The organism is uncultured Paenibacillus sp. (assembly GCF_963515335.1).
Classification (GTDB): domain Bacteria; phylum Bacillota; class Bacilli; order Paenibacillales; family Paenibacillaceae; genus Paenibacillus_I.
Genome location: NZ_CAUPYC010000020.1, coordinates 25578 through 41678 on the forward strand (window position 1 = coordinate 25578; position 16101 = coordinate 41678).

Genomic DNA, 16101 nt, shown 5'->3' on the forward strand with positions numbered 1-16101 from the left:
ATGCAAACGTTTGCGCGATCTGTCGGTTTTGGTCGTCCTGTCGGCACTGCCTGCCGCATGAAAGGGGGGGAGAAAGCTCATCTATTGTCGTTTCATCGCGATCTGACGGGGCTGCGCCCCAATATTCGGCACGTTCACCAACCTAATCCGGAAGGAGTCCGTTTCATGCACCTGATGCGTTCCAGACGTATGACCATGATTTCAGCGCTTTTGTCCGCCGCTTTGTTGTTCCAGATTCTGTCCGCCTTTGTCTTCCTCACGCCGGCCGCGTCCGCGCCGATGGAGAATCAATGGGCTGAGCAGCCCGGAGGCGCCGGCAAGTGGGTGGTTGCCGGTACGTTCACCGCGTGGGATCCATCCAACACTCAGGGCAAAATGCGGCACATCGTCGGCGGTTTGTATATCTATAACACGGTTTTGCCGGCAGGCACGCACGAATTCAAGCTGACGAAGAACGATACGTGGAACGGATTCGACAACAATGGGGGGAACTTTTCCCTGACGTTGACGGAGGAAACGCCCATTGCCATATATGTGAACGAGGAGATCAATCAGGCCAGAATTTCGGCTGCGGGCGTAACGGGGCTTCCCCAATATACCCCGGCATTAACGGACGCCAAGTGGCCCAGACTGGTCGGAAGCATACAGACGGCGCTCGGGGAAGCGGCCGAGTGGTCGCCGGGAACGTCGACGCTGTATTTCGCGGATTACAATTTCGACGGCTCGGTATATAAGCTGCAGCGCACCGTTCCGGTGGGAACTTACGAGGCGAAGGTGACGTTCGGCTCCGACTGGAGCGAAAATTACGGAACAACCGGCATGGACGGGGCCAATCTGCAGGTTGCGGGTGTTGAAGGCGGATATACGATCTTCTCGATCAATTACACGGGCGACAAGCTGCTTACGGCGGAAACCGTTCTGCCGACCGGCGGCTTTGACGGCCGGATCAAGAAGCAAAGCCTTCAGTTCGACAGCCGCAGCGTCACATTCAAGAAGCCGTTCGGCGCCGTCAAGAAAGGGATGCAGGACGTGACGTTCCGCATCGCGGCGGCGAAGGACGACGTGCAGCTTGCGCGGCTTGAGTTGAACAGCGGCGAAGGCATGGCGTCCACGTTCGATATGCGCAAGGCGACGGCGCTCGGAGACAAGGATTACTTCGAGGTTACCGTACCGAAGACGGTCTTCGCGGGTATCGGCGTTTGGGGCTATAAATTTATTCTGATCGACGGGGGAACCAAGGTCGAGTATGGCGACGACACGAACCGCGGCGGCAGCGGAACCGCCGTCGACGAAGGGGCTGTGCCTTTCGATTTGACGGTATACGATCCGGGCTTCACCACTCCGGACTGGATGAAAAATGCCGTCGTCTATCAAATTCTCCCGGACCGTTTCTTTGACGGCAGCGAAGCGAACAACCGGGCCAAGCTGAAGGACGGCTATCGCGGCTTCCGCTCGGAGAGCGACGGCATCGGCACGATTACGCCTTATCCGCTGCAATATTTCGACGGCGGCGTGGCGAACGATCCCGCCCCGGGACAGGTGAAGGGGGATTGGAGCAGCATTCCCGAGAACCCGGACCGGAGCCTGCCGGAGAACAAGCCGTATTATCCGGATTCAGAAACGGACGGCATTTGGACCAACGAATTTTACGGCGGGGACATTCAAGGAGTGCGGCAGAAGCTGGACTACCTGAAATCGATAGGCGTGACGGCGATTTATTTCAACCCGATCGCATGGGCCGCGTCCAACCATAAATACGACGCCACCGATTACAAGCATCTGGATCCGATGTTCGGCCAGCCGGTTTACAACACGCCCGGCGATCCTGCCAGCGGCCTGGATGCCGAGGCGACGCGGATCGCATCGGATCAGGTGTTCATCGAATTTGCCAACGCCGCCCGCGAGAAAGGCATCAAGCTGATTATGGACGGCGTGTTCAACCACGTCGGCGACGATTCGGTTTACTTCGACCGGTACGAGAAGTATCCGGAGATCGGTTCTTACGAGTACTGGGCGAAAGTGTACGACATTCAGAACGCAACGCCGGGCATGACGGCGGAGCAGGCCGAGGAGCGGGCGCGGGATTATTTTACAGGCCTGATCAATCCGCAGACGGGCAAGAATTACGTCTACCCGGACGATTTCAAATTCGTGAACTGGTTCACGATTAAGAATGAGCTGGTGAAAGACCGCGACGGGACGAGTGATATTTACAAATATGACGCCTGGTGGGGGTATGACTCGCTGCCGGCAATGGATGCCGTAGAGCCGCAAGCGGGCGATTCAAAAGCGCTTGCAGGCGTTCATGAATGGAACAACGTCAACTACCGGGAGGAAGTCATCGGATATGATCTGTCCGGGCTTTCGGACGGGCAGGCCGAAGAGGAAATGAAGAATACCGCATCCCAGCGCTGGAACTGGATGGGAGCAAGCGGCTGGCGGCTGGACGTCGCGCCGGACGTCTCGAGCGGCACCTGGAAAAAATTCCGCGAGGCCGTAAAGTCGCAGGAAGGCCGCGCCAACGCGAACGGGCAGCCGATCGAGGAACCGATCATCCTCGGCGAAGAGTGGGGTGTAGCGACCCGTTACCTGCTCGGCGATCAGTTCGACTCGGTCATGAATTACCGCTTCAGGGGCGCATTGCAAAGCTTCATGATCGGCGGCAACGCCGCCAATTTCAATCAGGCGCTCGAATCGATTCGGGAGGATTATCCGGAGGAAGCGTGGCGGGTCATGCTGAATCTGGTCGGCTCCCATGATACGACGCGTTCGATCACGAAGCTGGACTTCCCGAATTATGAGGAGGAGCGGACGAAAATCGCGCCTGAAGCGAGCGATGCGGCGCTGGCGGACCAGGCGCTGGTCGCGATTTTCCAAATGGGTTATCCGGGTGCGCCGACCGTCTACTACGGGGATGAAGTGGGCTTGGCGGGCACGAAGGACCCGGATTCCCGCAGGACGTTCCCATGGGAACGGGTTGCGGGCGGCGACGGCAATTACGAAGGGGTCGGACGGTATGAGAAGCTGTTCGACACATACAAAACGGCGGCCGCCGTCCGCAACGGCTATGACCTGTTCCGTACGGGCGAGATCAAGGCGGTTTATGCGGAAGGCGATGTTATCGCTTATGCCAGGAAGAGCGCATCGAAGGGCGGCCTGGTGGCGATCAACCGGAGCGGCGCGGCGCAGACGATCGAGGCGAAGACGGCCGGTTTCCTGCCGGATGGCTTGACGCTTGTCGACCGGCTCGGCGGTGCGATCACGGCGGTTACGGCAGGCGGCAAGGCAACGATTACGCTGCCGGCCAAGACAGGTGTGATGATGGTATCGGAGGAAGCGTTGAGCAGCCTGCCTTCCGTAACGAACCTTCAGGCGGAAGCCGGCAACGGCAAGGTAGACCTTGCCTGGAACGCAGTGAACGGGGCGGCGGGGTATCGCGTCTACCGGTCGCTAATCGACGGAGGCGAAGCGGAGCTGATGGGAACACCGGAGGGTTTATCCTTCACCGATTCGAACGTCACGAACGCAACGAAGTATTATTACACGGTAACCGCCTTTGCGGGAACGTCCGAGAGCGTGCCGGCCGAAACGGTGTCCGCTACGCCTTCTTTCCCGATCAGCGAGGTGTCGGCGCCTTCGGCGGCTGCAGACGTGACGTTGGGGGTTGGGTCCAAAACGGGTGAGATCACCGTCACCGTTACCGCCTATGGCCTGACGGACTCGGTTTATGCGGGACAAAGCGCGCCGAATCTGATGGGCAAGCTTTATTACTACAGCGGCAGTACACCGGAGGAGTCAGCCGCATCGGTCGACATGAAGTACAAACAGGATTCGGGGAACGCCAAGATATACAAAGCTTCCTTTGAGCCGACGGAGCAGGGCGTGTACAACTATTACGCCGCTTTCTCCACGGACAACGGCGAGACATGGACCCGTTCGGCGGCAAACCGGGTGAATGTTCTTCCGGACACAGAAGATACGACGCCTCCGGCGGCTCCGGAGCTCGCGGCCATCCTTCAGGAATCAAGCCGAGCGGCGTTGGCCTGGAGCGTGACGGACGACACGATTGCCGGTTTTGAAGTGTATCGTTCTTCATCCATTGACGCGGCCTGGAGAAAAATCGCCGTAGTGAAAAAAGACGTTATGGCGTTTACCGATTTTACGGTTAACAACGACATCCAATACAAGTACAAGGTCGCGGCATACGATCAGGCATACAACCGAACGATGTCGGGCGAGCAGTCGGTGACGCCGAAGCTGGTCATGATCGATGTGACGATGAGGCTCCAAATCCCGGATTATACGCCGGATACCGATGACATTACCATCGCGGGCGATTTCAACGGCTGGAACGTGCAGTCGACCAAGCTTGCGGTGCCGAGCGGCGCGACGAATCGCAGCGTTCTGGAGTACTCGTTCAAAATGATGGCCGGCAAGTCCATCCAATACAAGTACGCCCGCGGAAGCTGGGCGACTGAAGCTTTTGCCAGCCACAGCAGGGTACCGAACGACACTTCGGACATGGGCAACTGGGCGTACAGCTCGACGGATACGAACATGCAGCTGAAAATCGCAAACCAGGGCGGCAACAGGATGCTCGTGAACGATTATGTGCTGCGTTGGGCCGATATGCCGATGATCGTTTCGATGCCGAGAATCTCATACGGCGAGGATATCGAATATACGACGGCGGACGACCGTTTCCGGCTGAAGGCGAACGTTCCTTACGGGGTTGAATTCACGATTAACGGTCAGCCGATTGCGGACAATGCGATGGATGAGTTCGGTCAAGTCGATATCGAATCGATTCCGCTGAACCCGGGGCCGAATGCGTTCGAGCTTCGTATCGAACCGACGCAGGAGACGCTCAATCTGCCGTGGTATACCGACAAGGGGCGTGCCGGACAGGCGACGAAGACGCTGAAACTTAAGATCACGCGCACCTCCGGCGCGGGCAATCCGCCGGAACCGGGGCCCGGCCCGGGAGCGGGTAATCCGCCGGAACCGGGGGCCGGCCCGGGAGCGGGTAATCCGCCGGAACCGGGGGCCGGCCTGGGAGCGGGTAATCCGCCGGAACCGGGGCTCGGCTCGGGTAACGGTGCCGCCCCAAGCGCTCCGACTGACCGGCCGGCGCCGTCCCGGACGGTGAATGAAGCCGCTCTAGAAGCAGCGCCGAAAGCAGGGGGGGCAGTGACCGTCGAAATCGCCGACGGCGCGCAGCAGGTATTGCTGCCGCTCCGGGCGGCGGAAATTGTCAACGAAGGCAAGCTGGTGCTGAAGCAAAGCAAGCTGGATATCGAAATCCCGGCCGAGGTGCTGAAAGCGCTGCAAAGTCTGGCGGAGGGAGAAGCGGCGGGCGGCATGCAGATCTCATTGGAGATGAAGCCTGCGGATACAGCAGCAGCGCAAGCGACAATCGGACAGGTTGCGGGAACGGCCGGCGGCGTACGGGCGCTCAGCCAAGTATATGAGTTCCGCCTGTCCGTTGTCGGGTCGGATGCTTCCCGGAAATTCCTTACCGCCTTCGAGCAGCCGATTACGCTGACCTTTGACGTCGACGGAGAAGCGGATCGGGACATCAGCGGCGTCTATTTCATCGGAGATGACGGGAAGCTTGAGTACGCGGGAGGCGACTGGAACGGAAGCGAGGTATCCGCGAAGGTCCGCCACTTCAGCAAATATGCGGTGCTTCGGGTTGTCAAGACGTTCACGGACGTCGGCCCTTCGCACTGGGCGCTCCGGGCGGTCCGGGCGCTGGCTGCCAAGCAAGTGGTGAAAGGCATGGAGAACGAACAGTTCATTCCGTCCCGGAGCATGGCCCGGGCCGAGTTCACCGCGATGCTGGTTCGTGCGCTTCGTCTGCCAACCGGCGAAGAGACAGCCGTGCCGTTCGGAGACGTTCCGGCTGATACCTGGTATGCCGGCGACGTTGCGGCCGCTTATGCCGCAGGTATTGTAAACGGCAAGAGCAGCAGCGCCTTTGAGCCGAATGCCGCGATGACACGATCGGAAATGGCCGTTATGCTCATGAGGGCCTACAGACATTCGACTGTTGCGGACAAGGCGGCGAACCGTTTGAGCGTGGCGTTCCGGGATACTGCCGGCCTCCGTCCATGGGCGGCCGAAGCGATTGCGGACGCGGCCGGATCAGGCCTTCTCAAAGGCCGTTCGGATCATACATTCGAACCGGCGGCTCTGGTGACCCGCGCCGAGGGCGCTCAGGCGATATACAATTTATTGTCGAAACTATAAGGCTAAAGACGGTAAGCCGCCACAACGTATGAACGCCATCCGCGGTCTGCCGCGGGATGGCGTTTTTTGTCGCCTTTAGGCGGCTGCCGTTTGCCCCGCGTGCGGAAGGAAGGTAAAATCAGGGTAAGGCTGCCGGCAGGCAGGGGAAGGGCGGATGAGCGTTGGAACTGATGGAAGCGATCAAAGGACGCCGGTCAATCGGGCGGGTGAAGGCCGATCCGATCCCGCGCGAGACGATCGAGCAAATATTGGAAGCGGGCAACTGGGCGCCGAGCCACCATGCCACCGAGCCTTGGCGGTTCATCGTCATGACGGGCGGCGGCAGGGACGTGCTGGCGCAAGCGTACGGAGACATCGCGGCAGAGCAGGCGGAAGTATCGGACGAAGCGGCGATGGCGGAGCTCAAAGCCAAGCATGGGGCAAAAGCGTACCGTTCGCCGGTCGTGATCGCCGTTGCGGTCAAGCCGTCGGACAACCCGAGAGTGGTGCGGATCGAGGAATTCGCCGCGGCCCACGCCGCCGTACAGAATATGCTGCTAATGGCTCATGCGCTCGGCCTTGGCGCCATCTGGCGGTCGGGCGAACCGCTGTATCATGCCCGGATGAAAGAGGCGCTCGGCCTGGAGGAGAACGAGTGGCCGGTCGGGCTTGTGTATGCGGGCGTGCCGGACATGCCGGCGCCTGCCGGCAGGCGGAGGCGGGCCGCAGATAAAACGGTCTGGCTCGACGGCACGGATTCGAATAAGTAATTCTCGATAAGGGCGGGAGGCTTCATCGGGCTGCGTCGGCAGCCGGTGAGACCTGCCGCCCTTCGACATTTTTTCCGATTGACAAAACGATGGTTTGCATGCGAAAATGTACGCGCGTACATATAATGCGATTCAAGGTGGTTTCGGCAGACAAAAATGGCTACACGCAAAGAGGTTGCGGACATGGCCGGCGTGTCCGAGGCAACGGTCTCGAGAGTGATGAACGGCGTCGGCCCGATTCGCGAGTCGACGCGGCAGCGGGTGCTTGAAGCGGCCCAAAAGCTGAATTACCATATGAATGCCATCGCTTCGAGCTTCGCCCGCGGCCGAAGCGGCAATCTCGGTGTCGTGATTCCGCATGTGCCGAAGGTGCGTCTTTTCTCCACCTATTATTTCTCGGAGATGATGAGCGGCATCGGCGAAGCGGCCCGCGCGCACGGCTGCGGCCTGCTGCTGCTGTATCGGGATCCGGCGGAGCCGTACGACTACGTGTCGCTGTTCCGGACCCAACGCATCGACGGCTGTCTCGTGCTCGGCGCCAGCTCGCTGCCGTCCGAAACGGCCGGCATTGCGGCTATGGCGGAGGAGGGGCTGCCGTTCTGCCTGATCGACCAGAGCTTCGACGATCCGCGTGCCAGCACCGTTGTCGCGGCTCACAAGACGGGAAGCTATCTCGCGGTTAAACACCTTATTGAAAGCGGTTGCCGGCGAATCGGCTTCCTTAACGGGTCCCCCCACTACTCCACCAGCGCCGACCGGCTTGCGGGGTATATCCAGGCGCTGAAGGAATCGGGACTAGGCTTCGATCCGCGGCTGCTGTATGAGGGAAATTACAGCATGACAAGCGGCCGGGCGGCTGCCGCGGCGGTGTATGCGGACAGGGAAAAGCTGGACGCGATATTCGCCGCCAACGACCGGATGGCGATCGGACTGCTGCAAGGGCTGCGCGAGAAAGGGTGCCGGGCGCCGGCCGACATCCCCATCGTCGGCTATGACGATTCCGACGCGTCACGTATGTCGGACCCGCCGCTGACGACGGTGAAGGTGCCTTTTTATGAGATGGGCTTGACGGCGGCGGACATGCTGCTGGAACGGATTCCCGACTGGTCGGGCGAGGCGTCCGTTTTCCGCAGGACGATGCCGACCGAGCTGGTAATCAGGAAATCATCGGCAAGATAACCATTTTATCGGGAGGGTTAAGAGATGAAGCTGAATGTCGGTATGGTCGGTTACAAGTTTATGGGGAAGGCGCACAGCCAGGCGTACAGGGATGCGCCGATGTTTTTTCCCGATGCGCCGACGCCTGTGATGAAGGCGATCTGCGGCCGCGATCCGGTAGGACTCGCCCAAGCGGCGGCGCAATTCGGCTGGGAATCGACGGAGACGGATTGGCGGGCGCTTGTGGCCCGGGACGATATCGATCTGATCGATATCAACGCGCCGTCCAACGTGCATAAGGAGATCGCGCTCGCCGCGGCCAAGGCCGGCAAGCATTTATTCTGCGAGAAGCCGCTTGCGCTGACGCTCTCCGATTCGCGCGAGATGCTGGAGGCTGCGGAAGCGGCCGGCGTCAAGCATATGGTCGGCTTCAATTACCGGTTCGCGCCGGCCGTGCAGCTGGCGAAGAAGCTCGTCGAGGAAGGGCGGCTAGGCCGCATTTACCACTATCGCGCCTGGTTTCTGCAGGACTGGATCGTCGATCCCGATTTTCCGCTGGTGTGGAGACTGGACAAAAATATCGCCGGCTCCGGCTCGCACGGCGACCTCGGCGCGCATCTGATCGATCTCGCGCATTTCCTCATCGGCGGCATGAAAGAGGTCATCGGCATGAGCGAGACGTTCATCAAGGAGCGTCCGATGCCGTCTTCCATGACCGGTCTAAGCGGCAAAGGCAGCGCGGACGCCCCGAAGGGGCCCGTTACGGTCGATGACGCTACGCTATTCCTGGCGCGCTTCGCGAACGGCGCGCTCGGCAGCTTCGAGGCGACGCGCTACGCATCGGGCCACCGGTGCACGAATGCGTTCGAGATCAACGGCAGCAAGGGCAGCGTCAAATTCGATTTCGAGCGAATGAACGAGCTGCAGGTTTATTTGGGCGATGACGCCGAAGATGTGCAGGGCTTCCGCAGGGTGCTTGCGACCGATCCGGCGCATGCCTACATGAATGCCTGGTGGCCGGCCGGCCATACGATCGGCTATGGCCAGACGTTCACGCATGAGGTAGTGGAACTGCTTCATGCGATCGCCGCAGACCGCCAGCCGGTGCCGAACTTCCGTGACGGGGTTGCGTGCCAGGCTGTGCTCGAAGCGGTGGAGCGGTCGATCGAGGAGCGGCGCTGGGTCGGAATCGAAGAGATGTAACCTTGGTCCGCCGAAGGGCTGAATGCGTGTAAAGACAGGGAGTGATGACCATGAGTAAAGCGTTGATCGTATGGGGCGGCTGGAACGGGCATGAGCCCGAGCGGGTCGCGGACCATTTTCGCGGGATGCTGGAGCGGGACGGCTTTGAAGTCGAGGTATCGGATTCGCTGGAGTCGTTTGCCGATGCGGAGAAGCTTCTCGGGCTGGACCTGATCGTGCCGGTCTGGACGATGGGACGAATTGAGCAAAAGCTGGTCGACAACGTATCGGCGGCGGTTCAGAGCGGCGTGGGATTGGCCGGCTGCCACGGCGGCATGTGCGACGCGTTCCGCGAGAACGTGGATTGGCAATTCATGACCGGCGGGCAATGGGTGGCCCATCCGGGGAACGACGGCGTCGAGTATGTCGTGAACGTCAAGCACAGCTCCAGCCCGCTGGTGGCGGGGATTGAGGACTTCGGCGTCAAGTCGGAGCAATATTATTTGCACGTCGACCCGGCGGTCGAGGTGCTGGCGACGACGCGGTTTCCCGTCGTGGAGGGACCGCATTCGCCCAACGGGCCCGTCGATATGCCGGTCGTATGGACGAAGCGCTGGGGAGTCGGCCGCGTCTACTACAATTCGCTCGGCCATGTGGCCGACATCGTGCGGATGCCTGTCGTAACCGAATTGATGCGCCGCGGCTTTCTGTGGGCTGCGGAAGGCAAGCACGAGGCAGGGAAGGCCGGGACGGGGCGTCGCGAAGCCTATTCGGGTATGGCTGATAATCAGCTTTAGAGCTGGAAGACGAAGGAGAGAAGCAGCGTGGATAGAGTGAAAGTTGGCATCATCGGCACAGGCAACATCAGCGGCATTTATTTTCAGAACGGCGGCCGCTTCGAGTCGATGGAAATCGTCGCATGCGCCGATCTCGATGTGGAGCGGGCGAAGGCCAAGGCCGCCAAACACGGCGTACGCGGCTGCTCGGTGGAGGAGCTGCTAGCCGATCCGGAGATCGAAATGGTCATTAATCTGACGATCCCGGCGGCGCATGCTCCCGTATGCATCCAGGCGCTTGAAGCGGGCAAGCACGTATACGTGGAGAAGCCGCTGTCCGTCACGCGCGAGGACGCATCGCGCATGCTGGATATTGCGCGGAGCAAGGGATTGCTCGTCGGCTGTGCGCCGGACACGTTTCTGGGCGCCGGCATCCAGACGTGCATCAAGCTGATCGAAGACGGCGCGATCGGCACGCCGATCGGGGCAACCGCCTTCATGATGAGCGGCGGTACCGAGATGTGGCATCCGGCGCCGGAATTTTTCTACAAGACGGGCGGCGGCCCGATGTTCGATATGGGGCCTTATTATTTGACGGCATTAATCGCCATGCTCGGGCCGATCAGCCGGGTTACCGGATCGGCCCGCATCTCCTATCCGGAGCGGTTGATTACAAGCGAGCCGCTGAAGGGGCAGCGGATAACGGTGGACGTGCCGACGCATGTCGCCGGCATCATCGACTTCGCGTCCGGTCCGATCGGCACGATTCTGACCAGCTTTGACGTGAAGGGCGGTTCCGTGCTCCCGCGCATTGAAGTATACGGCAGCGAGGGAACGCTGGTCGTGCCCGATCCGAACATGTTCAGCGGCGAAATCCGGCTGTCGCGCGCCGGCTCCAGGGAGTGGGCCGATATCGCGCTGACGCATGCCAATGCAGAGAATGCGCGGGGCATCGGCGCGGCCGATATGGCCAAGGCGATCCGCACCGGGCGAAGCTACCGCGCCGCCGGGGAGCTGGCCTATCACGTGCTGGAGACGATGCACGGTTTTCACGACGCGTCCGAGCAAGGCCGGCATTACACGATGCGCAGCACCTGCGCGAAGCCGGCGCCGCTTCCGGCGGGCCTGGCGGACTATGAGCTGGATTAATATGCTCAATGTAAATTCGGCTGCATCACGCTGGGCAGTCCGAAAACCATAGGAACAGACGAAAGGAGCCGTTTTTTGCGCGGCTCCTTTCCTATTCCCCGGCGTTTTTGATTTTGTCTTTTACCGCTCGGTGAGTAACCTCGTAATTCCCTATATCGTTTGTTGGTTGTCCATGATTTCGACATGGGTTTACTGAAATCCTATTGAAATTCGACATAAATTCAGGAAACATATTGATTAATAGGGAGATTTGTCCTATAATTCAGGTAGTTCCAGAAACTTATGAAAAAGGCAAAATTCCCGAAAGGGAATGACGCAAAGCCATGGGTCTAAAGCCTCGTTGACAGCGGGGCCACTGATTGCCAGGTTGCCAACGGTCTCGACAACAAGCGCGTTTTGTCATTTTTCATCTAGTAAACCCTGGGCAAAGCTATGGCTTTTGCACGGGGTTTTATTTTTTGCCAATCATGAAGGAGCAGCCACAAAGCTTGCTCGCTCGCTCGGCTATGTCAGGTCAATCTACTTGGGGATGCGGAGGGGATTCACGGATGTCGGTTTGGAAAAAGAAAGTTTCAAAGCTTCTGGTTTTATCGCTGTTTTTGCAACTTATGGTTCCGATAGGGTTCGCATCGTTTGAGTTCGCTGCGCCGGTCTATGGAGAAACCGGTGTCACAGATTCTGTCTACGGGGATACGACGGTTCCAGCTGCCACTTACGGTCAAGGCCGCGGATTGAGAGCGGAATACTTCAACAGCCTGGATTTTACCGACCGAAAAATCATTCGCCTGGACGATCAGGTCAGTTTCGATTGGGGAGGAAATTCTCCCGACCCGGGCTTGGACAGGGATGCGTTCACCGTTCGGTGGAGCGGCAAAGCGGAGCCGCGATACTCCGAGCTCTACACCTTCTACGTGGAAGCGCATGGCGGCGTCCGCTTGTGGGTGAACCAGCAATTGCTAGTCGACCGATGGGACGGAAACGGCATGACCAAAGAGAGCGGAGCGATTCCGTTGACGGCCGGGAATTCCTACGATTTGCAGTTGGAGTACAAGGAGGACCAGGGGGCTGCCAACGCCAAGCTTCTGTGGTCCAGCGCGAGTCAGCCGAAGGAAGTCATACCGAAAAGCCAGCTGAACCCTCCGTTCATTCCGGGCGTTCCGGCGAACATGCAGCTTGCGTCGACCAGTTATACGGTGACGATCGGATGGGATCCGGTGGAAGGGGCAACCGGGTACGATCTGGAGGCGGACGGCCAGGTGATCGATATGGGGTCAAATACGACCTATACGCATTCGAACTTGGCGGCCAATACGGAGCATTCTTACCGTATCAGGGCGAAAGTGCCGGAAATCGAGGGTGACTGGAGCAATCTTCAGGCGATCCGTACGAAAGTTGCCGTACCGGCCAATTTCGCCGCGACGGTTTCGGACGAGAGCATCGTTCTGACTTGGGACGCGGCGGCCGGAGCGACGGGCTATGACATCGAGGCGGACGGCAGCCTGATCGATAACGGCGCCGAAACCGCCTATACGCATACCGGACTGATGCCGAATACACAGCATTCTTACCGAATCAGGGCGAGGAACGGCGGAGGTGCCGGAGACTGGAGCGCCATCTTGCAGAAGACGATTCTGCCCGAGGCTCCGACCAATATCCGGGCAAGCGCAACAAGCCGCAGCATAACACTGAACTGGGACGGGGTTCCGAATGCAACGGGCTATGACGTGGAAGCGGACGGGACGGTTCTGGACAATGGCATGAACACAGCGTTTACGCATAGCGATTTGGCGCCCAACACCTCGCACGCCTACCGCGTCAGGGCGAGAACGGCGGACGGCCCGAGAGCGTGGAGCGTCTTCATCAGCAAATCCACGTTGCCTGAGGCCGGTCGCGGCATCGGACTGAAAGGGGAATATTTTGACGAGGAAAATTTGTCGGCTTTGAAAGAAACACGGATTGACCAAACGGTTGAATTTGACTGGAGAAATGGCGCTCCGGCGGCAGGAATCGACCCGGATCAATTTTCCGCAAGATGGACCGGGCAGATCGAGCCTCTGTTTTCCGAAACGTATACGATTTATGTGGAAGCGCACGGCGGCGTCAGGCTTTGGGTGGACAATCGGCTGCTGATCGACGACTGGGAGCGGCGCAACATGATCTATCGGCAAGGGACCATCGCCCTTGAAGCCGGCAGACGCTACGACATTCAATTGGAATACAGGGAAACGAACGGAACGTCGCGCATCAAGCTGCTTTGGGAGAGCGCCTCGCAAGGAAAATCCGTGATTCCCCCGTCCTTGCTGTACCCGATTGGAGTGCCTGGGATTGAGGCGGCCGGATCATCGGAGACGTCGGTTACCCTCCGGTGGGGAGCGGTCAGCTATGCGGAAGGTTACGAGGTCGAAGCCGACGGAGTGGTGGTCGATAACGGATCGGGCACAACCTTTGTCCATGACGGACTTGTTCCCGGGACGCTCCACACGTATCGCGTCAGGGCCAAGAACGGCATCGTTGTCGGGGAATGGAGTTCATCGGCGACCGTGGCGACCAAGCTCGGGACGACAACCATACAGGAGATGGCGGCGACGGAAACGGCCATATCCGTCTCGTGGGCGCCGGTTCCGGGAGCGACCGGTTACGATATCGAAACGGACGGAGTCATCGTGGATGCGGGAGAATCGCCGAATTACGTGCACGTATCGCTATTGTCAGGGACGGAACACAGCTACCGGGTGAGGGCGAAGACGGCAGCGGTCACCGGCGCTTGGTCGCCATTGGCGCGAAAGTGGACGCTGCCGGATATCCCGACCGGGATACGAACATCCGCGACAAGCACTTCGATATCGATTCAATGGGAAGCGGTAAGGGGCGCCGAAGGATACGAGCTCGACATCTATAACACCGTCGAAGATAACGGGAACTCGCTGCAGTACACCGAGGCCGGATTAAATTCGAACACCCAGCGGGCGTACCGGATTCGCGCCGTTAACGCAAGCGGGGCCGGCAAATGGACCGCCATCATCGCCAAATCGACTTTGTCGGGTGTGCCCGCAGGTTTCACCGCGACCGCTTCGGACACGGACGTTGCGTTGACCTGGGATGCCGTTGCAGGAGCAACCGGTTATGACCTGGAAGCAGACGGTGTCTTGATCGAGAAGCTGACCCAACCGACTTTTGTTCATACGGGACTTTTGCCCAATACTGCCCACACCTACCGGGTGAGAACGGTCAACGCCCAAGGAGCGAGCGCGTGGAGCTCTGCAATTAAGGTTATGACGCTGCCGTCCGTGCCTGGACAACTCCAGGCGGACGTTAGCGCCGACCGCATCGTTCTGACCTGGTCCGAGGTAAGCGGGGCGACAGGGTATGATGTGGAAGCGGACGGGGCCGTTCTGGATAACGGTGCGGACACGACTTACGTCCATACCGGCTTAAGTCCGAATTCGGAGCATATCTACCGGGTGAGGGCGAAGAACGGAGCGGTCATCGGACAATGGAGCGCAGAGTTAACCAAGATAACGCCTTCCGATATTCCGGGCAACCTGCAGGCTTCAGTCTCCAGCACGGAGATTACGGTATCCTGGGATCCGGTCATCGGCGCAACCGGATATGATTTGGAAGTCGATGGGGAACTGAAGGATAACGGCTTAAACACAACCTTCGTGCACCGCGGATTGCAACCTTCCACCGAGCATAGCTACAGAGTCCGTGCAAGAAATCGCGCGGGAGCCGGGGAGTGGAGCGCGGCTGTAACGAAATCGACCGGCCTGGACAAACCGCAGCCTGTCATCGAGGCCGTGACGGCTGCTTCGATAACCGTATCCTGGAATGCCGTTCCGGGCGCGACAGAATATGACCTGATGGTGGATGGAGAACTGATTGACGTCGGCTCCGTCACGAGTTATTCGCACATCGGGCTTGCTCCGAATTCATGGCACGCTTACCGCGTCAGAGCCAAGAACGGAGCGGTCGCCGGCGATTGGAGCAGCGCCATTACGAAAGCGACTTCGCTCGGCATTCCGAAGATTATCCGGCTCGACGCCGCCAGCTCGCAAATTACCGTGGCATGGGAAGAAGTGGCCGGAGCGGCCGGTTATGAGGTGGAAGTGGACTCGAGCATTGTTGATGTCGGCCCGGAAACGCGGTACGTGCATCAGGGCCTGAAACCGGGTACTCCTCATACGTATCGCGTCCGGGCCAGGATCGGCAGCGAGGTCGGCGAATGGAGCGGGTGGAGCGCCCTTGCGACGAAATCGACAACTCCCGAGAAGCCGGCAAATTTAGCGGCGACGGCTGCGACCGCCTCCATCACTCTGCAATGGGGGGCGGTCGCCGGAAGCCTAAGCTATGATGTCGAGGTCGACGGGCAGATCGTAAGCGTGATTACCGGAACCGGCTATACGCATCAAGGCCTGAAACCGAATACGATGCATATTTACCGGGTGCGGGCTGTGAACGGGAACGGTGCAAGCGAATGGTCGGATCCATTGAAGCAACGGACGACTCCCGAACTGACGGTGAACGCCGGACAGGACACGATTTTCAACTTCGTCGTCGTGGTGCCCAAGAAACCGGACGGTTTGAGGAGAAGAATGATTGTTGCCTATAACCCGGAAGAGCTTGAGGTTCTGGATTTAAGCGCGGCTACGCCGGAGATGGAGCTTGCGGCGGGGCCGATTCCGGGCACGAACATGACCGTCATCGAGTTCGCCGGCGGCCGAATCGTTTACGACGTGATCAATGCCGATAAGACGATCATGAATACGATCAAGTTCCAGGCGAAATCCAACGAATACTCGAAGATCACTTACACCGTTGAGTAAAAAATCCAATTA

At 59.4% G+C, this 16101-nt stretch carries 7 protein-coding genes and 1 riboswitch; all 7 genes read left to right on the plus strand.

Annotated elements, in window-relative coordinates; translation table 11 throughout:
- The first annotated feature begins 165 nt into the window (after positions 1–165).
- The 7 genes from RWM61_RS08915 to RWM61_RS08945 all read left to right on the plus strand — a co-directional run bounded on the left by RWM61_RS08915 (position 166) and on the right by RWM61_RS08945 (position 16089).
- Positions 166–6252 (plus strand): alpha-amylase family glycosyl hydrolase, encoded by a 6087-nt coding sequence (locus RWM61_RS08915; RefSeq protein WP_313999689.1) that lies wholly within the window; start codon positions 166–168, stop codon positions 6250–6252.
- Positions 6253–6413: 161 nt separating this feature from the next.
- On the plus strand, positions 6414–7001 hold the full coding sequence (locus RWM61_RS08920) for a nitroreductase (protein WP_313999691.1): 588 nt from the start codon (positions 6414–6416) through the stop codon (positions 6999–7001).
- 156 nt (positions 7002–7157) lie between these two features.
- Positions 7158–8180 carry a LacI family DNA-binding transcriptional regulator gene (locus RWM61_RS08925; protein ID WP_313999693.1) on the plus strand — a complete coding sequence of 341 codons (1023 nt, stop codon included), beginning with the start codon at positions 7158–7160 and terminating at the stop codon, positions 8178–8180.
- Positions 8181–8204: 24 nt separating this feature from the next.
- Positions 8205–9362: a Gfo/Idh/MocA family oxidoreductase gene (locus tag RWM61_RS08930; protein ID WP_313999695.1), complete on the plus strand. Its 1158-nt coding sequence runs from the start codon at positions 8205–8207 to the stop codon at positions 9360–9362.
- A gap of 50 nt (positions 9363–9412) precedes the next feature.
- Complete coding sequence (locus tag RWM61_RS08935; protein ID WP_313999697.1) at positions 9413–10138, plus strand: ThuA domain-containing protein; 726 nt, start codon at positions 9413–9415, stop codon at positions 10136–10138.
- Positions 10139–10165: 27 nt separating this feature from the next.
- Positions 10166–11266 carry a Gfo/Idh/MocA family oxidoreductase gene (locus RWM61_RS08940; RefSeq protein WP_313999699.1) on the plus strand — a complete coding sequence of 367 codons (1101 nt, stop codon included), beginning with the start codon at positions 10166–10168 and terminating at the stop codon, positions 11264–11266.
- A gap of 280 nt (positions 11267–11546) precedes the next feature.
- Positions 11547–11641: riboswitch (cyclic di-GMP riboswitch) on the plus strand.
- Between the two features lie 173 nt (positions 11642–11814).
- On the plus strand, positions 11815–16089 hold the full coding sequence (locus tag RWM61_RS08945; protein ID WP_313999701.1) for a fibronectin type III domain-containing protein: 4275 nt from the start codon (positions 11815–11817) through the stop codon (positions 16087–16089).
- Positions 16090–16101 lie beyond the last annotated feature (12 nt).

Bases quoted from the DNA above. Each gene is read 5' to 3' on its own strand.
- RWM61_RS08915 (WP_313999689.1), top strand. From the start codon at position 166: ATGCACCTGATGCGTTCCAGACGTATGACCATGATTTCAGCGCTTTTG.
- RWM61_RS08925 (WP_313999693.1), top strand. From the start codon at position 7,158: ATGGCTACACGCAAAGAGGTTGCGGACATGGCCGGCGTGTCCGAGGCA.
- RWM61_RS08945 (WP_313999701.1), top strand. From the start codon at position 11,815: ATGTCGGTTTGGAAAAAGAAAGTTTCAAAGCTTCTGGTTTTATCGCTG.
- RWM61_RS08935 (WP_313999697.1), top strand. From the start codon at position 9,413: ATGAGTAAAGCGTTGATCGTATGGGGCGGCTGGAACGGGCATGAGCCC.
- RWM61_RS08930 (WP_313999695.1), top strand. From the start codon at position 8,205: ATGAAGCTGAATGTCGGTATGGTCGGTTACAAGTTTATGGGGAAGGCG.